The organism is Pontivivens marinum (assembly GCF_900231835.1).
In the GTDB taxonomy this organism is placed as follows: Bacteria; Pseudomonadota; Alphaproteobacteria; order Rhodobacterales; family Rhodobacteraceae; genus Pontivivens; species Pontivivens marinum.
In genome coordinates this window covers 255,289-274,940 of sequence record NZ_OCTN01000004.1, presented here as the reverse complement: position 1 = coordinate 274,940, position 19,652 = coordinate 255,289, and the positions used below count along the sequence as shown (strand labels likewise).

The window sequence follows — 19,652 nt, the reverse complement described above, 5'->3', positions numbered from 1 at the left end:
GGCCGGACCATGACGGAATACGACCCCAAACCCGATAACTTATCGTGGCGCGACGGCGATGTGCCGTTCTCCACCCGCTTTGACGATCCGTATTTCTCGGTGCAAAACGGGCTGGAGGAAACGCAGCATACTTTTCTGGCTGGAAATAACCTGCCCGACCGTTTGTATGACGGTTTCCACGTGGCCGAGCTGGGCTTTGGCACCGGCCTAAACCTGATGGCGCTGGCAGCCGCCACGCCCTGCCCGATCCAGATGACCTCGTTCGAGGCATATCCCCTACCCTATGCTGATCTGGCCCGCGCGACCCAGCGATGGCAGGAGATCCTCGGCCCGATGCGCGACGCCCTGCTGGCAAATTATACGCCCGATGGTGGCCAGATACAGGTCGGCCCCGTGACGCTAAACCTGATTATCGGTCAGGCGTTAACCACCTTGCCGCAATGGCAGGAACGTGCGGATGCATGGTTCCTTGACGGTTTCGCACCGGCCCGAAACCCTGAACTATGGTCGGATGAATTGATGGCGCAGGTCTGCGCCCACACTGCCCCAAACGGAACATTTGCAACCTATACCAGCGCGGGCGCCGTGCGCCGCGCATTGAAATCAGGTGGTTTCACCGTCCGTAAAATAGGTGGTTACGGGCGCAAACGGGAAATGAGCGTCGGCGTGATGCAGGATTAATTACTCCGCCGCGACCACCTCAACCGCCTCAACCTTACAGGCCGAAAACTTGAATTCGGGGATTTTGCCATAGGGGTCCAACGCCGGATTAGTCAGAACATTCGCCGCCGCCTCTACAAAGGCAAAGGGCAAAAACACCATATCCGGCGCAACAGCCCGATCCGCACGGGCCATCAGTTCCACCGATCCACGGCGCGTGGTCAGGCGCACCATACCGCCAGCAACGGTTCCCAGCTTGCGCAAAGTGGACGGATGCAGTGAGCAATTCGCCTCCGGCTCCACCTGATCCAACACCGTCGTGCGCCGCGTCATCGACCCTGTATGCCAATGCTCCAACTGACGACCCGTCGTCAGGATCATTGGATATTCGGCATCTGGCACCTCATTCGGCGCAATGACAGCGGCGGGGGTGAACTTCGCCCGCCCCTCAGCGCGCGGAAATCCATCACCGAACACCACAGCCTCACCCGCCTGATCAGGACCATGCACGGGGTAGGTCACCGCATTTTCACGTTCCAACCGATCCCACGTGATATTATCGAGGCTGCGCATATTCTCCTTCATCTCGGCAAAGACCTGCGACGGATGCGTGTAATCCCAGCCCAAACCCATGCGCCGCGCCAGTTCGGTCGTGATCCACCAATCCTCACGCGCCTGACCCGGTGACGCCACTGCGGGCCGCCCCATTTGGACCTGACGATTGGTGTTGGTGACGGTTCCGGTCTTCTCCGCCCACGCGCTGGCAGGCAGGATCACATCAGCGAAATTGGCGGTTTCCGTTAGGAAGATATCCTGCACAACCAGATGATCCAGCTTGGCCAAAGCTTGTCGCGCATGTTCAACATCAGGGTCGGACATGGCCGGATTTTCACCCAGAATATACATGCCCTGAATATCGCCAGCATGAACTCCGTCCAGAATTTCCGTAACGGTCAGACCCTTTTCCGCGCTGAAATCCGGTGATTTCCACACATCGGTAAAGGCTGAACGCACCCCGTCATCCATCACATCCTGATAATCAGGCAGGAACATCGGAACCAATCCGGCATCCGACGCCCCCTGCACATTGTTCTGCCCCCGCAGCGGATGCAGCCCCGTTCCGGGCCGCCCGATATGCCCACACATCAGCGCGAGCGAAATCAAGCACCGCGAATTATCCGTCCCGTGAATGTGCTGACTGACGCCCATTCCCCAGAAGATCATGCCCGCCTTGGCCCCCGCAAAATCACGCGCAATTGCGCGCAGGGTTTCCGCATCGATGCCGCACATCTCCGCCATTTTTTCCGGCGCGAACCCCTTCAGATGCTCAACCATGGCGGGCCAGTTTTCGGTCATGCCCTCGATATATTGCCGGTCGGCCAGCCCCTCCTCAACGATCACATGCATGATCGCGTTCAGCATGGAGACATCAGCCCCCGGCCGGAATTGCAGCATATGCGCCGCGTGCCGTTTCAGGGCATGACCACGCGGGTCCATCACGATCAGCTTGCCACCACGCTTTGCGAACTGCTTGAAGTATGTGGCCGCAACAGGATGATTTTCCACGGGATTTGCGCCGATAACTATGGCGACATCCGCGTTTTCAATCTCGTTAAAGGTGGCGGTAACAGCGCCCGAGCCGACATTCTCGATCAAGGCGGTAACGGATGACGCATGACATAACCGCGTGCAGTGATCGACATTATTGTGGCCGAACCCCTGCCGGATCAGCTTTTGAAACAGATACGCTTCCTCATTCGAGCACTTCGCCGAACCAAAGCCCGCAATCTGCCGCCCGCGCCCCTTCATTCCGTTTGCGGCGAAATCCAGTGCCTCCTCCCACGTTGCCTCGCGGAAGGTTTCCAGCGGATTTGCCGGATCGACATTCAGCCCCTTGGGCATCCCCTCACGCCGGATCAGCGGGGTTTTTAGACGGTGATCGTGCGAGATATAATCGAAGCCGAACCGCCCCTTAACGCACAACCGGTTTTCATTTGCAGGCCCCCCCGCCCCATCGACGGAGACGATCTTCTCCCCCTTGATCTTGAACGACAACTGGCAGCCAACGCCGCAATAGGGGCAAACGGATTGCACCTCGCGGTCAAAATCCGCGCTGTCGCCAACCTGCTGCGCATCCATCGCGGTGGATGGCATCAGCGCACCGGTCGGGCATGCCTGAACGCATTCTCCGCAAGCAACGCAGGTGCTGTCGCCCATGGGGTCGTTGAAATCGAATACAATCTCTGAATCATGGCCACGCCCAGCCATGCCGATCACATCGTTGACCTGAACCTCACGGCAGGCCCGAACGCACAGGTTACACTGAATGCACGCATCCAGATTGACCCGCATCGCAACGTGGCTGTCATCCAGCAAGGGCACACGGTCAACCTCGATGGTTGGGTAGCGGCTCTCACTAACGCCCTGTGCATCGGCCATGGCCCAGAAATGCGAGGACTTGTCATGGGCGACCGGACGCTCCGGTTGATCCGCCATCAGCAGCTCAATCACACCGCGCCGCGCATTTACTGCACGGTCCGAGGCGGTGTTAACCTCCATCCCCTCAACCGGCTCACGGATACACGACGCGGCCAGAACACGCTCACCGCCGATTTCCACCATGCACGCACGGCAATTTCCGTCGGGGCGATAGCCGGGTTCCGGGCGATGGCATAAATGCGGGATTTTCAGGCCACGCCCATTCGCCACCTCCCAAATCGTCTCACCAGCAGCGGCGGTGACGGTCTGTCCGTCTAGCGTAAAGGTGATGCGATCAGTCATGGGTTTCCTCCGGCCTTTTGGCAATTCTAGCCGATCCCCACCTCGAAACGAAACGTGGTTCCCGACGCCCGCGCATGCTTTTACGCCACGCGGGCGTTCCAATCGGAAACAGCTGTTACTCGACAGGAACCGTTTTCTGCATTGCGGGCCGTTCCGCGAAGCGACTGTACCACGCCGCCAGCGATGGATGGCCGTCGCGCCACTCACCAACTTGCTGACGGAAATCCAGATACCCCAGCATCGCGCCAACCGCGATCTGGCCCATATCCAGCGGACCGTGCAGATGCGCCATCCAGCGATCCTCTAGCGCGTCCAGACCGCGGGCGATTTTGGCCTGCTGGCCGTCCAGCCAGCCCTGATGTCGCATGTTTTCGTCGCGCAAGCGGCTCTCATACACCCACAGCAATCCGGCATCCAACATACCGTCCGCTGTCGCCTCCAATGCCAGCGTGTCCCAACGACGCCCGCCGGTCGGGTACAGGCCCATGCCCCACAAATCATCCAGATAGGCGCAGATCACGCGGCTATCGTACAGTGCAGGCCCCTCGGGCCGGACCAGGCACGGGATCTTACCCAACGGGTTTACCGCAATCGGCATCGTATTGGGCGCAACCGCGCTACCCGAAACGTAATCGAGGTCCAGCTGATCGGCCTTGCCCGCCTCGAATGCGAGGATCATCACCTTGCGGCAATAGGGCGAAGTCTTGCTGTCATACAGTTTCATAATCTCATTCCCCTTGGTTTTCCGGCGGGTTACGCATCGCATCGGCCAATGCGTGCAATTCCTGCCCATGGCCTGATTGCACAGCATCCGCCGCGCGCAGCCGTTGGGCCTCACCCTTGTTCTGGCTCAGCTTCCACGTTCCTTGAACATCATCAATAATCAGACGCACGGGAACAATCATGCGTTCCATGCGCAGGATGGACACCTCACTCATCTTGTCCAGTGTCCATTCCGGTTTGTCCAAGCCCCGCTCGAACCGCGCCGATAATTGCCGCAAATGCGGGCGCAGTTCCGATGGGTCCAGCACGCTCAACTCACCGCGCAAATGCACCGCGATATAGTTCCATGTCGGCACCTGTTCCGGCGCGCCGTACCAATCCGGAGAGATATATCCATCCGCACCCGTCACCATCAAAACCGCACGACCGGGGTGACGCAAAATCGGGTTCGATCGGGCAAGGTGCAACCCAACCACCGCCCCCGCATCATCCACCACAAACGGCACATGAGCCGACACAACCTCACCCGCGACCGCGACGCTTAGCGTGCCGAAACCACGGGTCCGCGCGAAATGCAGGTTTTGCGCCCTGCCTGATTTTCTGAATGTGGGATTTGGATGCATGACCGCTCCTCCTTGCACCTTCGTGCTGACGGAACGTGGCAACCGGATCAAGAACGCGATTGTGACCGATACGCAGTCTATGCGCCGTTAAACGCCGGAATGCCGCTGCATTGCGATGGAATCAACACCACGGAACATGGCCTGCGTTGCATAGCGGACCGCCGGTTCGAATTCCTGCGACATGCTGCAAAATTCAGGCTCATCCAACACCCGCTTTACATGGGCAGGCGGACAGGTCATCGGAAACAGGCCCGAAACCAGCACATATTGCATCCGCAGCGCGTTATGACAGTCATCAAGCGACCAATGCGGGATTGCGCGGTTCATGCTGGCGGCAACGCTGTCGGTGCACTCGTTCATCTTACGCTTGAACCCGCGGATCGTCTCACATGTGATGTTATATTCCAGCGTCGAGGCCATGCGGCTGATCAACAGGCATAACCGCGGCCGATCGACAAAGCAGTCGGCTGTGATCTGCGCCAGACGATCCACATCCAACTGCTCCGTCACATCCTGTGCAAAGGCATCACACATGTCCTGCATGTCCGAGAGCATCAGCTCAATCAGGATTTCCTCACGGCTTTCAAAATAACGATACAGGCCGGATTTCACGACCCCTGCCTCCTGCGCGATGGAGTTCAGCGAGGTCTCGTTAAAGCCATCACGATCCAGCACACGTGCAGCCGCGTCGAGGATCATTCGACGACGTAATTCTTTGTGCTCAGGTGAGCGGGCGCGTTGGAAACTCTGATTCATATACTCTACTTAATAAACGATATGCTTGACGACAAGTCACATAGCGGACCACGGTTCTCTTATTGACATAACACACACGTATACCAAATATCACCCATCCGACAGGGTTAGGAGAGCCACGGTATGCAGCTAAACGTCAACGGTCAAAACCATCAGATCGACGCCGATCCCGAAATGCCCCTGCTATGGGCACTGCGCGACCTGCTCAACATCAAGGGACCGAAATTCGGCTGCGGTGTTGCGGCCTGTGGCGCCTGTACCGTTTTGCTCGACGGCATGCCGGTGCGCTCCTGCTCCCTGCCCGTTGCGGATGCCGCTGGTGAGATCACTACGATTGAGGGCATCGCGCTGGACGGCACCCTGCACCGCGTACAACGCGCATGGATCGAACATAACGTGCCCCAATGCGGCTATTGCCAGTCGGGCCAGATCCTCGCCGCTGTAGCGTTGCTTGAGGAAACGCCGCAGCCCACCGATCAGGATATCGACTTCGCCATGACCAATCTGTGCCGCTGCGGCACCTATCCCCGGATCAAGGCCGCGATCAAAACCGCTGCCGGAATGGAGTCCTGATATGGCACGCAAGAAACGATCCATTGTCGGTAAAATCGTCCGCCGAACCTTCCTCGGCCTAGGGGCGGCAGCCGTTGGCGGCGTTGCATTCGGCGTTTGGGCCGTGCGCCGCGATCCCGAAAATCCGCTGGTGGCCGATCAGGGCGAATCCGTCTTTAACCCGTACATCAAGATTTCGCAGGACGGCACGATCACCGTCATCACCCCGCGCGCGGAAATGGGTCAGGGCATCCAAACTACCCTCGCCGCGATGGTGGCTGAGGAGCTGGACGTCGCCCCATCCGACCTGACGATTGCGCATGGCCCACCCGCCGCCGCCTATTACAACTCCGCCATGCTTGAGGAAGGCGCATTTCCCCCCCACTTTGATCGTAGTTTCGCGGCCGAGGCACAGCGCGGCCTGATGGGCAGCATGGGCAAAATCCTAGGCCTACAGGCAACCGGCGGCTCCTCCTCGACCATTGACGGCTTCAACAAAATGCGAGAGGCCGGCGCCACAGCCCGCGCCGCCCTCAAATCCGCCGCCGCTGCACGGTGGGGTGTAAACGCAGACACCTTGCAAACCGCCAATGGCACTGTGACGAACCCTGTTTCCGACCAGTCCCTAACCTATGGCGAGCTGGCAATGGACGCCGCCACGGCTGAAGTGGGCGAGCCTGAATTGCGCCCCCGCTCCGACTGGAAAATCCTCGGCAGATCACAGCCCCGCGCGGAAATAGCCGAGAAAGTCACCGGTGCCCCGATCTACGGCATCGATGTGGAACTGCCCGACATGCTGTATGGCACCGTCGCGATCAGCCCCCGCTTCGGCGCGCAGCCGCTGAGCGCAGATATCGACGCGGCCCGCAATGTGCGCGGCGTGATTGATGTGGTTGAGGTGAACACCCAAACCGGCAACGGCTATGGCATCATCGCTGACAATACCTGGGCCGCGTTCGAGGGCGCGCGCGCATTGAACGCCGAATGGGGCCCGGCCACCTATCCCGCCAATGATAATGCGATTACCGGCGCATTAACGGCAGCGATTCAGGGCGAGGCAAATCATGCGCTGATGGATAAGGGCGACATTGATGCAGGCCTCGCCGATCCGCAAGGCACCTTGGTTGAGGCGGAATACTCCGTTCCCTACCTCGCCCATGCGACGATGGAGCCGATGAACGCCACCGCGCAACTGGCCGATGGCCACCTTACTATTTGGGCCGGAACACAGGCCCCCGGTATCGTTCAATCGCGCTGCGCTGCCTTTGCCGGGGTTGAGAAGGAAAACACCACCGTCAACACTGTCATGCTGGGCGGTGGTTTTGGGCGGCGTGGAGAGGTCGATTTCCCCCTCTACGCAACCGCATTGGCCATGCACACAGCAGGTCGCCCGATCAAGGTGACATGGACGCGCGAGGAGGACACCCAACACGACGTTTACCGCCCTGCCGCCCTTGGCCGGTTCCGCGCTGTGGTTCCCGCAAATGGTCCCGCAACTACGGTTGAGATGAAAATCGCATCCCCCTCGATCATGGCCAGCGTCGTCGGGCGCACCTATCCTGACCTGCCCATGGGCGGACCGGATAAATCCATCACCGACGGTGCCTATAATCAGCCCGTCATGGTCGAGAATCATCGTGTTTCCGCCCATCTGGCCGATCTGGCGATTCCCGTTGGATTTTGGCGCTCTGTCGGTAACAGCTATAACGGCTTTTTCCATGAGGGGTTCATGGACGAAATGGCCGCAGCATCGGGTCTAGACCCGCTGACATTCCGCTTGGCCATGATGGGCAATGATGAACGCCTCGCCCCCGCACGCGCCTGCTTGGAAAAGGTCGCGCAGATGTCGAACTATGCGGCTCCGCGTCCCACGGGCAAGGGACGCGGCATCGCCCACGTCCTCAGCTTTGGTAGCTGGGTCGCAATGGTGGTCGAGGTGGACACGACAGACGACATTCACATCGAAAAGGTCTGGATCGCTGCCGATCCGGGCACCGTACTGGACCCGCGCAATTTCCGCGATCAGCTCATGTCCGGCGCGATTTTCGGCTTTAGTCAGGCGATGGGCCAGCAGATCAATTTCGAGGATGGACGCGTCGTACAGGAAAACTTCTGGGACTACCCGATGATGACAATGGGTCAGGCCCCGCAGTTCGAGATCGAGATTCTGCAAAACGCCGAAACCATGGGCGGTGCAGGCGAAATCGGCACACCCCCTGCGGCCCCTGCCCTAGCCGCCGCGATATTCGACGCAACAGGTCAGCGGCTGCGGCACATGCCGTTCACCCGCGAGGTTTCGTTCCAACAGGTTTAAGCGGTCGGTCCGGCGGGCCCCCCTGCCGGACCGGTATTCCCGAGCGTTTTACTGCGCAGCCATATAGCAGCCGCAAAGCAGCCACAGCGCAGCCCCTCAAATCAGGCCGTTAGCTGCCGACCCTCAACGCCTGTAATCGTGACATCCACAATCTCACCCACCGGCTGCGGCGTGGCGAAGCGAACCTCGGTAAAGGCTTCGGTCCGCCCCATATCCGGTGCCTCGGTCAGCACCCGATGCTGGCGACCGATCTGGGCCTGCAAATGGCGATCCACCACCTGATCCCCGATCACCCGCAACCGCGCAGCGCGTTCTTTTATAACGATTTTCTCCAGCTGTGGCATTCGCGCTGCCGGTGTTCCCTGACGCGGTGAATAGGGAAAGACGTGCAGCCATGTCAGCCCACATTCCTCAACCAGCTTCATCGAGTTCAGGAACATCTCCTCCGTTTCCGTCGGGAAACCGGCAATGATATCAGCACCATAAACGATATCAGGGCGTGCCTTACGCATATCAGTGCAAAATTCAATCGCCTGATCCCGATTATGGCGTCTTTTCATACGCTTAAGGATCATATTATCGCCCGCTTGCAGGCTTAGATGCAGATGCGGCATCAATCGATGCTCGCTTGCGATCGCCTCAATCAGCGCAGGATCCGCCTCGATCGAATCGATGGAGCTAATCCGTAAGCGGTTGAGATCAGGGCATAATTTCAGGATACGCTGCACCAGATTACCCAATTGCGGCGTACCGGGCAGATCAGCGCCCCAGCTGGTCATATCAACGCCGGTCAAAACAACCTCGTTATATCCCTTATCAACAAGCCGTTGAATTTGCTCAACAACTACACCGGCAGGGACGGAGCGTGAATTACCGCGCCCGAACGGAATGATGCAGAAGGTACACCGATGATCACACCCGTTTTGCACCTGAACATAGGCGCGTGAGCGTGTGCCGAACCCATCAATCAGATGGCCAGCCGTTTCCGTTGCGGACATGATGTCATCAACGATGACCCGCTCCGTTTTTCCAATGAAGTCAGGACCCTGCGCGATATCCGTCCACGTATCGGCTTGCATTTTCTCAAGGTTGCCAACCACGCGGGCGACCTCATCCATGCCGGCAAATGTCTCAGGCTCCGTCTGCGCAGCGCAACCGGTCACGATAACCTGCGCGTTTGGATTATCCCGCTTCAGCCGCCGGATCGCCTGCTGCGATTTGCGCACGGCCTCGGCAGTAACGGCGCAGGTATTGACCACAACCGCATCACGCAAACCGGCCGATGCGGCCAGTTCCTTCATCGCTTCGGTTTCGTAAGCATTTAATCTGCAACCGAAATTTGAGAATACAGGGGCGTCACTCATCCGCGCCACACCGCGTCAAAGACATAGGCAACCGGTCCGGTCATCCATACGCCATCGTCGCGCCAATCCAGATGCAGTTCCCCCCCGTCCAGCTTGATCGTCACAACCCGATCGGTCAAACCACGCCGCGCTGATGCCACCGCGACGGCACATGCACCCGATCCACAGGCCAATGTAATGCCCGCGCCACGTTCCCAAGTACGCTGACGTATTGTTCTACGGTCCAGCACGTGTATAAATTCAACATTTGTACGCTCGGGGTATAGGGGGTCATTTTCCAGCTCAGGCCCGATCCGCGTTGCGTCCACGGCATCTGCATCCTCAACAAAGACGACACAGTGCGGGTTCCCCATTCCAACGGCAGAGGGCGCACCCTGTAACGGCAGCGCATCTATATCTACGTCACGCGATAAGGGGATCGCGGCCCAATCCTCAACCGGCTGGCCCATATTCACGCGGATCAAATCACCGACACGCTCACAGGGCAGCAGCCCGCGTTCCGTGCGCAGCACTAATGTATCGCGCACCAATTCACGCATCAGCAGATCCGCAACGCAGCGCGTCGCATTTCCGCACGCACCCGATTCCGATCCATCCGTATTATAGAAGCGGATCAGGGCGTCGGAATCTGCGTCATCCATAATCAGGGCGAGCTGATCGAAACCGACACCCATATGGCGGTCCCCCATCGCACGTACTGTATCCATGTCGGGCACAGGGCGATCGCCGCGTCCGTCGATAACAACGAAGTCGTTTCCAAGGCCGTGCATTTTCAGGAACGGCAGAGTGTTTTGAGCGCTATAATTCATGCCCGCGATATACGCCCCGTTTCGGTGCAATTCCAGTGCCGCCCATGGCGCGAAACAGCCAAATGTCATTTTCTTGAAATAAGTGGTCGAACTGCCCTTGACCCCCCCCATACACCTTTGTAGATACACGCTCATTGGCGGGCCCTTAGCTCAGTTGGTAGAGCAACTGACTTTTAATCAGTGGGTCGCAGGTTCGAATCCTGCAGGGCTCACCAATTAAATCCTTCTTAGGATTACGCGGAACTCAGCGAATATGCGCTGAAGATTCCACGGATTGGTGACAAGCATTACCGCCGCGATTTTCAGACACGTTACGATGCATTTCCCTGAATGCCATAGGGCAAATTGTCGCACCCGACCTATTGGCCGTGTTATGTTTCCAACACCGCAAAAATAGATCAGTCCAGCGGCAGATTTAATGTCGCACAAAACGCATTTGTGTATGTTTTCCGACGCGCATTCCCTTATAAAAATATCAGACCTAGGACTTATTGCATGAGGGGTTACGCAATATGACACGAATTCTGCTTGGAATGATTCTGACCTTCACCCTAACGGCGTGCAATATCGACCTTGTACTACCCAAGGATGAGGAGCCGCATACAGGAAACACGGTCGTTGATTTGAACGAACGCACTCTGAATACAGCGGTTGTTGACGGTCAGTGACGCGAAGCGCGCGGGTAGGCTTGTCGCATGCCAGCACGGCCTCTATAGATTCTGACAACATTTAGCATGAAACATGTGCGCGGCCCTCTGGGGAAAACCGTGCGCAATAATAGACGGGCAGTCGATATGAAGATCACGCGCATTACCTTGCTATTGAGCACCAGCCTACTGGTCATGGCTTGTGAAGCGCCGCTTCCTACCGCTGTCGCTGATCCGGGCGCGGCACAGCCTGTCGCACCGAGCGCTGCGGCTGATCTGGCGGCACTGTCATCCACGGCGCCGCTGTCCACCAGTGGTCCGGTAAATGCGCTGCCCGGTCAGTGCTATACGCAGGTGACTCGCCCCGCACGATTCGAGACGGAAACCCGTCAGGTCGTCGCCACCCCTGCGAGCGAAGAATTCGAGGTGATCGCCGCCACCTATCGCACAGAGACGGTGCCTATCGTGATTGAAGAGGCCTTCACCCGCTTGGAGGTTGTTCCTGCAACCTATGAAACCGTCATGGATACCGTGGTTGTCGAACCATCGCGTGAGGTGACGCGCACGATCCCTGCTGAATACCGGAACGCAACGGAGCAAGTGCCTGTACGCCCCTCCTACCGCTCATGGGTGACATCCAGCCGCATCTATCCTACAGGCGCAGCCGCACTTGGCGGGACGGTTGTCGGCAACCGCACGCTGGCCAGCGGAGCAGTTGAAACCCTGGTCGAGTTCCCGCCTGAATTCGAGACGGTCAGCGTGCGTGAGCTTGTGCGCCCTGAGCGGACAGAAACAACAATCATCCCCGCCGTTACACGTGAAGTGCCGCGCCGCGTCATCGCACAGCCCGCACGCACCGTTGAGGTTGTCGTTCCCGCCGTGACCCGTCAGGTTGAACGTGAGGTTGTGGCCACGCCTGAGCGTATTGTGCGCAGTGAAATTCCGGCGACCTTCCGCGAGGTTTCCGCTCCGGTTCAGGTTCTGCCCGCACAAGAAATCTGGGCGAATGTGGTTTGTGACACCGATTACAACAATGGCTTCGTCACTGCATTGCAGCGCGCCCTGCGCGATCAAAGTAGCTATCGCGGTGCCATTGACGGGATCATGGGGCCGGGCACATTGCGCGCTATTCGCGCCTATCAACTGGATCTGGGCTATGACACGCCTGCCCTAACGCTTGAGGCAGTGCGCGCGCTAGGTTTGACGACCTGATCGCGCGCAACTGTGACCCCGTCAATCAGGGCCGTCCTATGGATGGCCAGTGCAACCTGCTCGTTTGTTATGATGGCTGTCGCGGGACGTGCCGTCTCGGTTGAGTTGGATACCTTTGAGTTGATGTTGTTCCGTTCGCTGATCGGGATCGGGATTGTCACGGGAATTGGTGGTGCGACGGGACAGCTGCGTGGGATCAACACCCAGCGGTTCCACATACATCTGATCCGCAATATCGGGCACTTCACGGGGCAGAACCTGTGGTTCTTTGCTGTGGCGGTGATTCCACTGGCGCAATTGGTCGCGCTGGAATTCACAACGCCCCTATGGGTCGCGCTGGCCGCTCCATTTATACTGGGTGAGCGGATGACGTTGCTGCGCGGCTGCGCGGTCCTTCTCGGCTTTATCGGCGTGTTGATTGTCGCGCGGCCCGACGCGGTGGTGCTGGAGCCGGGGGTTATGGCTGCGGCTGCATGTGCTATCGGGTTTGCGATTTCCTTTCTTGCCACGAAATCCCTGTCCAGAACGCAGAGCGCGACTTGCATCCTGTTTTGGCTGACGGTGATGCAGGCGTTTTTTGCGCTGATCTGTGCGGGTTATGACGGTGACATCACCCTACCCTCGGTGGACATCCTGCCTGCGGTAATTGCGGTGTCGGTGACGGGGCTGCTTGCGCATTTTTGCATCACCCGTGCGCTGCAAATCGCCCCTGCCAGTGTGGTCGCCCCCCTGGATTTCGCCCGCCTGCCGCTGATCGCGGTTGTGGGTTACGTGCTATACGCGGAACCATTTGCGCTGGCCATTCTGGGTGGTGGTGCGCTGATCCTTGGCGGGAACGCGATTAACATCATTGAGAACCGTCGCGGTCGTTGAGTCGATTGCGCGTTTGCCTTCATCATGTTACGCGACCGACAATGAATGTCGCCCAAGGAGTGCACTATGAACCTCGATAAGATTCCCGCCGGTAAGAACCCACCAAAAGATATCAACGTTGTGATCGAAATCACTGGCGGTGCAGCAGGTGGCGCGCCTGTTAAGTACGAGATCGACAAGGAATCCGGCGCTGTTTTCGTTGATCGCATCGTGAACACTCCGATGTTTTACCCATGCAACTACGGCTTTGTGCCAAACACACTGCATGCTGATGGCGATCCAACCGATGTTCTGGTTCTGACCGACTTCCCATTGCAGCCGGGCACTGTGATCCGCTGCCGCCCTGTTGGCGTGCTGAAGATGGAAGATGATGGGGGCATGGACGACAAGCTGATCGCCGTTCCTGTGGAGAAGGTTGACCCCTTCCAGGCTAACGTTCAGGACCTGAACGACATCGTTCCCAAGACGCTGGAGCGCATCAAGCACTTCTTCGAGCACTACAAGGATCTCGAAGCAGGCAAGTGGGTCAAGGTTATCGGTTGGGGCGATAAGGCCGAGGCGGAGGAAATCCTGCAAGGCTCCATCGACGCAATGAACAAGTAAGTTCATACAACCATTACGTGCATTTAACGCCGCTCTGACATTCAGAGCGGCGTTTTTCGTGCTGATTGCGCAACATCCTTTCAATGCGGGTCCAGATTGACGCCGCGTCTGATGTTGACCCATTGCCACCGGCCCCGTCACAGTATTTTCATCAATAACCTTACGACCGGCTCGAAAGTCGGCGTTTCCATCCCACAGGGGGGACTAACATGACCAAAATGGTAAAGTTGCTGGGCGCGACGGCGACCGCTGCACTTATCACATCTGGTGCGATGGCGGGCGGTCTTGACCGTTCTGGCCAGTCCACCGGCATCATCTTTAAGGATGGGCACTTTCTCGAATTTTCTGGCGCACATGTCGCACCCGAGGTTAGCGGCGACATCTCTGGCGCACTATCCGGTGATAGCGGTAATGGACAGGAAGATTACAGCCTGTTCGGCATCAGCTATCGTGGCGAAATCAACGAGCAGCTTAGCTATGCTGTAATCTACGACCAGCCGTTCGGATCCGATGTCTCATACGGAAATGCCACCGGCTCCGCTGCTGTATTGAACGGCCTGACCGGTGTTGTAAACTCCGACGCGCTGACCTTCCTTGGTCGGTATGAGTTCGGTAACGGGTTTTCGGTACATGGCGGCATCCGCGCGCAGCGATTGGATGCAGCGGCAAGCGTTCCTGCCATCCCCGGATTGTCGCCAGCCTATGACGTAACCGGCGATGCAGGAACGGAATTCGGCCCTGTGATCGGTGTCGCATATGAGCGTCCAGACATTGCATTGCGCATTGCCGCAACCTACTCCGCCGCAATCGAGCATGATGTCAGCTATATCGAAAACGGCACAGCAACATCGGGCCAGATCGAAGTTCCTGAATCGATCAACCTCGAATTTCAAACCGGTGTAAACCAGTCCACGCTAGTCTTCGGTTCGATCCGCTGGGCGAACTGGTCGGAATTCACGATCACGCCTCCGGGCTATGCGGCTGCAAATGGTGGCGCTTCGCTGGTTTCCTTCGCGGATGACGGTATCGATTATAACCTCGGCGTTGCGCGTCGGATCAACGAATCCTTCGTCGCGACTGCATCCATCGGGTACCAAAAATCGACCGGCGATGTCGGCACCTCGCTGTTTTCGCCAAGCGACGGTCGCATCAGCTACTCGCTGGCAGGGATCTACACCGTTGGGGCAGCGGAAATCACGGCGGGCATCCGCTACACCGATCTGGGTGATCAAACTGTGTCCATCGGCGGCGGTGCTGCAACTGGCGAATTCTCGGGCAATGACGCGGTTTCCATCGGTATTCGGGTTGGCTTCGCGCTCTGATCGTGGCCGAATCTGTTACGAAAGGCCCGCCCAATTCGCGGGCCTTTTTTGTTTGCGCATGTTTCGGGTGGAGAGGCGCATCTCATAGCGGTAGCGTCCGCGCATGACACAACAGCATTCCATTTCGAACACCGTTTGGGGCCTGCTGATCCTGCTAGGGATCATCTGGGGCGGCTCTTTTTTCTCCATCTCGCTGGCATTGCGCGAGGTTGGGGTGCTGACCTCGGTCACGCATCGCGTTGGCTGGGCGGCTTTGGTCCTGTGGGGCGTTGTGATTGCCCGTGGTCACGCCCTGCCCCGATCGGCACGGGTGTGGATCGGGTTTGCGGGGATGGGTCTGCTAAACAATGTGATCCCCTTTATCCTGATGGCATGGGGTCAAACGCAGATCGAGACAGGCTTGGTATCGATCCTGAACGCCACTACCGCGATATTTGGCGTTCTGGTTGCGGCGATTTTCCTGCACGATGAACGATTGACCAAGGCAAAGGCGACAGGCGCAGTTCTAGGCGTCAGCGGTGTTGCGGTGATTATGGGCTGGCAGGCGCTCAGCAGCTTTGATCCGCGCAACCTGGCGCAATTGGCAGTATTAGCCGGAACGATTTCGTACGCCTTTGCAGGGACTTGGGCGCGGTTCATGCTCAAGGGATTACCACCGGAATTGGCCGCTGCGGGCATGTTGGGCGCGTCAACAATGTTCATGTTGCCGATTGGCTGGATGGTCGAGGGGTCGCCCTTTGTCGCGGTTAGCTTCACCGCAGGGGCGGCAATCGCCTATTATGCGATCATCGCGACGGCCGCCGCGTATCTGCTATATTACCGCATTCTGAACCTAGCTGGAGCGGGCAATGTTATGCTGGTCACATTGATGATCCCCGTCGTTGCAATCACATTGGGAGCGCTGTTTCTAGGTGAAAGCCTAAGCCCCCGCGCCTTTGCTGGGTTGGCATTAATTGCCCTCGGCCTGTGCGTCATCGACGGGCGGCTTTTCAAGCGGCGCGTCACCCGCTAATCCATTGGTAACAGCCGTGGAGGAGCCGCAAATGTACTATCCTGACGCCAACGCATGGAACGATACCGCGCATAAGCGGGTCGCATTGTTCGGAATGTCCGGCTTGGGGAAAACCTTCATCTCGGACATGTTGCGCGGCACGGGAAAGTGGTTCCACTACTCCGTCGATTACCGGATCGGCACGCGATATATGGGCGAGCATATCGTCGATAATTTCAAGCGTGAGGCGATGAAGGTGCCGTTTCTGGCGGAGCTGCTGCGCTCCGACTCGATTTTCATCGGGTCGAACATCACATTCGAAAACCTCGACCCGCTATCCACCTATCTGGGAAAACCGGGCGACCCGGCCCGCGGCGGGATCGATATTGAGACCTACCGCCTGCGTCAGCAGCAGCACCAGAAGGCCGAAATTGCGAGCCTTTTAGACGCGGTACAATTTTCCGAACGTGCGCAGGATATTTATGGCTATCCGAATTTTGTGTGCGATACGGGCGGTTCAATTTGCGAAGTTGTGGACCCCAATGACCCCAACGACCTTGTTTTAAAGGCGCTAAACGCGGCAATGCTTCCCGTCTGGATCAAGGGGTCGGATGCCCATGTTGATGAACTGGTCCGCCGTTTCGATCGCCAGCCCAAGCCGATGTATTACCGGCCCGAGGAATTGGCCCGAAATTGGGCAGATTGGCTGGAACGCACAGGGGATGCTCCGGACCGCGTTGATCCTGACGCCTTTATCCGGTTTTCATATCGCCGCGTTCTAGAAACCCGACAACAACGTTACGCAGCGATGGCACAGCATGGCGTGACCGTAACTGCCGAAGAAATCTATGAATTACGCACGGAACAGGATTTCAACGCGCTGATTTCCGACGCAATCACGCGCACGTAACTTGCACCGCCGGTCCGAGCTGCCTAAATCAACCCTCCCTGAACAGGAGCAAGCTGATGCCCATTAAAATCCCCGCCACCCTGCCCGCCCATGATGTGCTGCGGTCCGAAGGCGTAATGGTCATGTCGGATGAGGATGCCGCACGGCAGGATATCCGACCGCTGCAAATCGCGCTGCTGAACCTGATGCCAATGAAAATCGAGACGGAAACGCACTTCGCACGCCTGATCGGTGCGACTCCGTTGCAAATTGACCTAACGTTGATCCGGATGAGCGAACACCAGTCGCGCCATACCGCGCCCGAGCATATGGAGGCGTTTTATCATCCGTTTGAGGACGTGCAGAACCGCCGATTTGACGGGCTGATCACCACCGGTGCGCCGATTGAGTTGCTCGATTTTAATGAGGTCAGCTATTGGGATGAGCTAGAGCGCATCTTTGACTGGACGCAGACGAATGTGCACTCAACGATGGCCGTTTGTTGGTCCGCGCAGGCCATGCTGAACCATTTCCACGGGATCGCAAAACACCCGCTGGACGCGAAGGCCTTTGGCGCGTTTCGCCACAACGTGCATGATGCGACATCGCCCTATCTACGTGGATTCTCAGACAATCTCGTTGTTCCGGTCAGCCGCTGGACAGAGGTTCATCAGGCAGATGTCGACGCTAATTCCGGACTGAAAACCCTAATTTCATCCCCTGATGCAGGCCCCTGTTTGATCGAGGATGAGGCCCACCGCGCGCTATATATGTTCAACCATCTGGAATATGATAGCGATACGCTAAAGGGTGAATATGATCGTGACGTTGCTGCGGGCAAAACAATCAACGTGCCGATGAACTATTACCCCGATGATAATCCCGAGAATTCGCCCGAGAACCGGTGGCGCAGTCACGCGCACCTGCTCTATGGCAACTGGATCAACCAGATTTACCAAACCACTCCGTTCGGCTGGACCAGCTAACTGGGCTTGTGCAACTGGCGTCGGAGCATCAAGTTGTACGAAAGAGGGGGATTGTTATGAGTGAAAATGAACTGGTCGGCCAGATCACCGATTATTTTGAGAATGACGCGCCGAAATCCCTTCGCAAATTGATTGAGGATGGCGGCAAAAAGGAAATGCTCGACCCGACCTATCCCTATTCCGACCGCATGGTTCGCGACGAATATGAGGATACGCTGGACGCGCTGCAAATCGAGCTGGTCAAAATGCAGGACTGGGTTCTGCGCACCGGCGCCCGTGTTGTCGTCATCTTCGAGGGACGCGACGCGGCCGGTAAGGGCGGAACGATCTCTCGGGTTCGCCAAAACCTGAACCCGCGTGTCGTGCGCACCGTTGCCCTGGCAAAACCCACGCCCAAGGAAGCGGGTGAGTGGTATTTCCAGAGATATATCAAGCACTTGCCAAGCGCAGGCAATATCACACTGTTCGATCGCAGCTGGTATAATCGCGGCGTGGTTGAGCATGTCTTTGGATTTTGCACACCGGAACAGCGCGAGCATTGGTTCATGCAGGCGCCTGAATTGGAGCGTATGCTGGTCAATGACGGTGTTCACGTCATCAAAATCTGGCTGAATGTGGGGCGCGCGGAACAGCTTCGCCGTTTCCTCGCGCGTGAGGCTGATCCGCTAAAACATTGGAAGCTATCGAGTATCGACGTTAAGGGCTTGAGCAAGTGGGATGCCTACACCGATGCCATCTCTGAAACCCTGACCCGCACACATACCGATGTTGCACCATGGACCGTGATCCGATCCGAGGATAAGCGGCGCGCGCGGATCGGGGCCATCCGGCATATCCTATCCCGCCTACCCTGCGATTTGGCCGATCCGGCGGTGATTGGCGAACAGGATGACAGCATCGTTGGCGGGCCGGAATTGATCCTGCGCGATGCCTGAGCGTAAAAGCTATCACCACGGCAATTTGCGGCAGGCCCTCGTTGAAGCAACCCTCTCACTCATTGAGGAAAAGGGGCCGACTGGTTTTACCTTGGCTGAGGCGGCGCGCCTCGCCGGGGTTAGCGCGGCTGCGCCATATCGGCACTTCAAGGGGCGCGAGGAACTGATCGCCGAGGTCGCTCTGCAAGGTTACGAAATGTTTGCCGATCTACTGGAGCATGCCTTTGATGGGGGAAAACCGTCTTCTCTGGCTGCATTTGAGACGGTAGGTCGTGCCTATCTGCATTTTGCCCGCACCCAGCCGGGTCACTATATCGCCATGTTTGAAAGTGGCGTTTCTGTTGCGGGCCACCCCGAACTGGCGCGGGAATCCTCGCGTGCCACATCAGTTTTGGACCGCGCGGCAGAGGCGATGATGCAACATCTACCCGCAGATGCGCGCCCACCGGCCAGCATGGTCAGTCATCATATTTGGGCCATGAGCCACGGTGTCGTCGAACTGTTTGCGCGCGGTGCACCCGGTGCACGCGCGCCATTCTCACCAGAGGAACTGCTGGAATCCGGTATTGGTATCTATCTGCGCGGCCTAGGCATCATTCAGAACGATTGATC

At 57.8% G+C, this 19,652-nt stretch carries 19 protein-coding genes and 1 tRNA gene; 14 read left to right on the top strand and 6 right to left on the bottom strand.

Annotation, left to right across the window (positions count from 1 at the left end):
• Positions 1–9: 9 nt before the first annotated feature.
• Positions 10–681: a tRNA (5-methylaminomethyl-2-thiouridine)(34)-methyltransferase MnmC2 gene (gene mnmC2, locus CR254_RS12005; protein ID WP_097930266.1), complete on the top strand. Its 672-nt coding sequence runs from the start codon at positions 10–12 to the stop codon at positions 679–681.
• Here mnmC2 and fdhF read toward each other — a convergent pair whose 3' ends face one another.
• The 4 genes from fdhF to CR254_RS11985 form a co-directional block, all read right to left on the bottom strand.
• The gene (gene fdhF / locus CR254_RS12000) at positions 682–3,441 is read right to left on the bottom strand and encodes a formate dehydrogenase subunit alpha (protein ID WP_097930264.1); all 2,760 of its coding nucleotides are present in this window, start codon (positions 3,439–3,441) and stop codon (positions 682–684) included. It lies immediately after the preceding gene.
• 115 nt (positions 3,442–3,556) lie between these two features.
• A complete protein-coding gene (locus CR254_RS11995) occupies positions 3,557–4,165 on the bottom strand; it encodes a glutathione S-transferase (protein ID WP_097930262.1) in 609 nt (202 codons plus the stop codon).
• Between the two features lie 4 nt (positions 4,166–4,169).
• A complete protein-coding gene (locus CR254_RS11990) occupies positions 4,170–4,787 on the bottom strand; it encodes an FMN-binding negative transcriptional regulator (protein WP_097930260.1) in 618 nt (205 codons plus the stop codon).
• An 87-nt stretch (positions 4,788–4,874) separates the two neighbouring features.
• The gene (locus CR254_RS11985; protein ID WP_180955980.1) at positions 4,875–5,486 is read right to left on the bottom strand and encodes a TetR/AcrR family transcriptional regulator; all 612 of its coding nucleotides are present in this window, start codon (positions 5,484–5,486) and stop codon (positions 4,875–4,877) included.
• A gap of 180 nt (positions 5,487–5,666) precedes the next feature.
• On the opposite strand from CR254_RS11985, the gene CR254_RS11980 reads away from it, so the two are divergent.
• Together CR254_RS11980 and CR254_RS11975 are read left to right on the top strand one after the other, a co-directional pair.
• Positions 5,667–6,116, top strand: a complete 450-nt coding sequence (locus CR254_RS11980) for a (2Fe-2S)-binding protein (protein ID WP_097930256.1) — start codon at positions 5,667–5,669, stop codon at positions 6,114–6,116.
• Between the two features lies 1 nt (position 6,117).
• Positions 6,118–8,409: a xanthine dehydrogenase family protein molybdopterin-binding subunit gene (locus tag CR254_RS11975; protein WP_097930255.1), complete on the top strand. Its 2,292-nt coding sequence runs from the start codon at positions 6,118–6,120 to the stop codon at positions 8,407–8,409.
• Positions 8,410–8,510: 101 nt separating this feature from the next.
• Here the strand turns inward: CR254_RS11975 and mtaB are convergent, their stop codons facing one another.
• Positions 8,511–9,773, bottom strand: a complete 1,263-nt coding sequence (gene mtaB / locus CR254_RS11970; RefSeq protein WP_097930340.1) for a tRNA (N(6)-L-threonylcarbamoyladenosine(37)-C(2))-methylthiotransferase MtaB — start codon at positions 9,771–9,773, stop codon at positions 8,511–8,513.
• Complete coding sequence (gene dapF / locus CR254_RS11965) at positions 9,770–10,582, bottom strand: diaminopimelate epimerase (RefSeq protein WP_097930338.1); 813 nt, start codon at positions 10,580–10,582, stop codon at positions 9,770–9,772. The genes mtaB and dapF overlap by 4 nt, the downstream gene beginning before the upstream one ends.
• A gap of 139 nt (positions 10,583–10,721) precedes the next feature.
• Here dapF and CR254_RS11960 point away from each other — a divergent pair.
• The 11 genes from CR254_RS11960 to CR254_RS11915 all read left to right on the top strand — a co-directional run bounded on the left by CR254_RS11960 (position 10,722) and on the right by CR254_RS11915 (position 19,650).
• Positions 10,722–10,797 (top strand) — tRNA-Lys (locus CR254_RS11960).
• 297 nt (positions 10,798–11,094) lie between these two features.
• Positions 11,095–11,250: a hypothetical protein gene (locus CR254_RS18075; protein ID WP_180955979.1), complete on the top strand. Its 156-nt coding sequence runs from the start codon at positions 11,095–11,097 to the stop codon at positions 11,248–11,250.
• A 126-nt stretch (positions 11,251–11,376) separates the two neighbouring features.
• Positions 11,377–12,441, top strand: coding sequence for a peptidoglycan-binding domain-containing protein (locus tag CR254_RS11955; RefSeq protein ID WP_097930253.1), 1,065 nt, complete (start codon positions 11,377–11,379; stop codon positions 12,439–12,441).
• A 42-nt stretch (positions 12,442–12,483) separates the two neighbouring features.
• The gene (locus CR254_RS11950) at positions 12,484–13,314 is read left to right on the top strand and encodes a DMT family transporter (RefSeq protein ID WP_438825552.1); all 831 of its coding nucleotides are present in this window, start codon (positions 12,484–12,486) and stop codon (positions 13,312–13,314) included.
• 66 nt (positions 13,315–13,380) lie between these two features.
• Entirely contained in the window at positions 13,381–13,917 is a 537-nt protein-coding gene (gene ppa / locus CR254_RS11945) for an inorganic diphosphatase (protein ID WP_097930240.1), read from the top strand.
• 209 nt (positions 13,918–14,126) lie between these two features.
• Positions 14,127–15,239, top strand: a complete 1,113-nt coding sequence (locus tag CR254_RS11940; RefSeq protein ID WP_245851603.1) for a hypothetical protein — start codon at positions 14,127–14,129, stop codon at positions 15,237–15,239.
• 103 nt (positions 15,240–15,342) lie between these two features.
• Complete coding sequence (locus CR254_RS11935) at positions 15,343–16,251, top strand: DMT family transporter (RefSeq protein WP_097930238.1); 909 nt, start codon at positions 15,343–15,345, stop codon at positions 16,249–16,251.
• A gap of 31 nt (positions 16,252–16,282) precedes the next feature.
• Positions 16,283–17,140 carry an ATPase gene (locus CR254_RS11930; protein WP_097930236.1) on the top strand — a complete coding sequence of 286 codons (858 nt, stop codon included), beginning with the start codon at positions 16,283–16,285 and terminating at the stop codon, positions 17,138–17,140.
• A 56-nt stretch (positions 17,141–17,196) separates the two neighbouring features.
• Positions 17,197–18,105 carry a homoserine O-acetyltransferase MetA gene (metA, locus tag CR254_RS11925; protein WP_097930234.1) on the top strand — a complete coding sequence of 303 codons (909 nt, stop codon included), beginning with the start codon at positions 17,197–17,199 and terminating at the stop codon, positions 18,103–18,105.
• A 56-nt stretch (positions 18,106–18,161) separates the two neighbouring features.
• Positions 18,162–19,040, top strand: a complete 879-nt coding sequence (ppk2, locus tag CR254_RS11920; RefSeq protein ID WP_097930232.1) for a polyphosphate kinase 2 — start codon at positions 18,162–18,164, stop codon at positions 19,038–19,040.
• Positions 19,033–19,650, top strand: coding sequence for a TetR/AcrR family transcriptional regulator (locus CR254_RS11915; RefSeq protein ID WP_097930230.1), 618 nt, complete (start codon positions 19,033–19,035; stop codon positions 19,648–19,650). The genes ppk2 and CR254_RS11915 overlap by 8 nt, the downstream gene beginning before the upstream one ends.
• Positions 19,651–19,652: the final 2 nt, after the last annotated feature.

Excerpts from the sequence above, each read along its gene's own strand:
- dapF (WP_097930338.1), bottom strand. The coding sequence starts at position 10,582 with ATGAATTATAGCGCTCAAAACACTCTGCCGTTCCTGAAAATGCACGGC.
- ppk2 (WP_097930232.1), top strand. The coding sequence starts at position 18,162 with ATGAGTGAAAATGAACTGGTCGGCCAGATCACCGATTATTTTGAGAAT.
- CR254_RS11955 (WP_097930253.1), top strand. The coding sequence starts at position 11,377 with ATGAAGATCACGCGCATTACCTTGCTATTGAGCACCAGCCTACTGGTC.
- fdhF (WP_097930264.1), bottom strand. The coding sequence starts at position 3,441 with ATGACTGATCGCATCACCTTTACGCTAGACGGACAGACCGTCACCGCC.
- CR254_RS18075 (WP_180955979.1), top strand. The coding sequence starts at position 11,095 with ATGACACGAATTCTGCTTGGAATGATTCTGACCTTCACCCTAACGGCG.
- CR254_RS11930 (WP_097930236.1), top strand. The coding sequence starts at position 16,283 with ATGTACTATCCTGACGCCAACGCATGGAACGATACCGCGCATAAGCGG.
- CR254_RS11990 (WP_097930260.1), bottom strand. The coding sequence starts at position 4,787 with ATGCATCCAAATCCCACATTCAGAAAATCAGGCAGGGCGCAAAACCTG.
- CR254_RS11935 (WP_097930238.1), top strand. The coding sequence starts at position 15,343 with ATGACACAACAGCATTCCATTTCGAACACCGTTTGGGGCCTGCTGATC.
- mnmC2 (WP_097930266.1), top strand. The coding sequence starts at position 10 with ATGACGGAATACGACCCCAAACCCGATAACTTATCGTGGCGCGACGGC.
- metA (WP_097930234.1), top strand. The coding sequence starts at position 17,197 with ATGCCCATTAAAATCCCCGCCACCCTGCCCGCCCATGATGTGCTGCGG.
- CR254_RS11975 (WP_097930255.1), top strand. The coding sequence starts at position 6,118 with ATGGCACGCAAGAAACGATCCATTGTCGGTAAAATCGTCCGCCGAACC.
- CR254_RS11915 (WP_097930230.1), top strand. The coding sequence starts at position 19,033 with ATGCCTGAGCGTAAAAGCTATCACCACGGCAATTTGCGGCAGGCCCTC.
- CR254_RS11940 (WP_245851603.1), top strand. The coding sequence starts at position 14,127 with ATGACCAAAATGGTAAAGTTGCTGGGCGCGACGGCGACCGCTGCACTT.
- CR254_RS11995 (WP_097930262.1), bottom strand. The coding sequence starts at position 4,165 with ATGAAACTGTATGACAGCAAGACTTCGCCCTATTGCCGCAAGGTGATG.
- CR254_RS11950 (WP_438825552.1), top strand. The coding sequence starts at position 12,484 with ATGGCCAGTGCAACCTGCTCGTTTGTTATGATGGCTGTCGCGGGACGT.
- mtaB (WP_097930340.1), bottom strand. The coding sequence starts at position 9,773 with ATGAGTGACGCCCCTGTATTCTCAAATTTCGGTTGCAGATTAAATGCT.
- CR254_RS11985 (WP_180955980.1), bottom strand. The coding sequence starts at position 5,486 with ATGATCCTCGACGCGGCTGCACGTGTGCTGGATCGTGATGGCTTTAAC.
- CR254_RS11980 (WP_097930256.1), top strand. The coding sequence starts at position 5,667 with ATGCAGCTAAACGTCAACGGTCAAAACCATCAGATCGACGCCGATCCC.
- ppa (WP_097930240.1), top strand. The coding sequence starts at position 13,381 with ATGAACCTCGATAAGATTCCCGCCGGTAAGAACCCACCAAAAGATATC.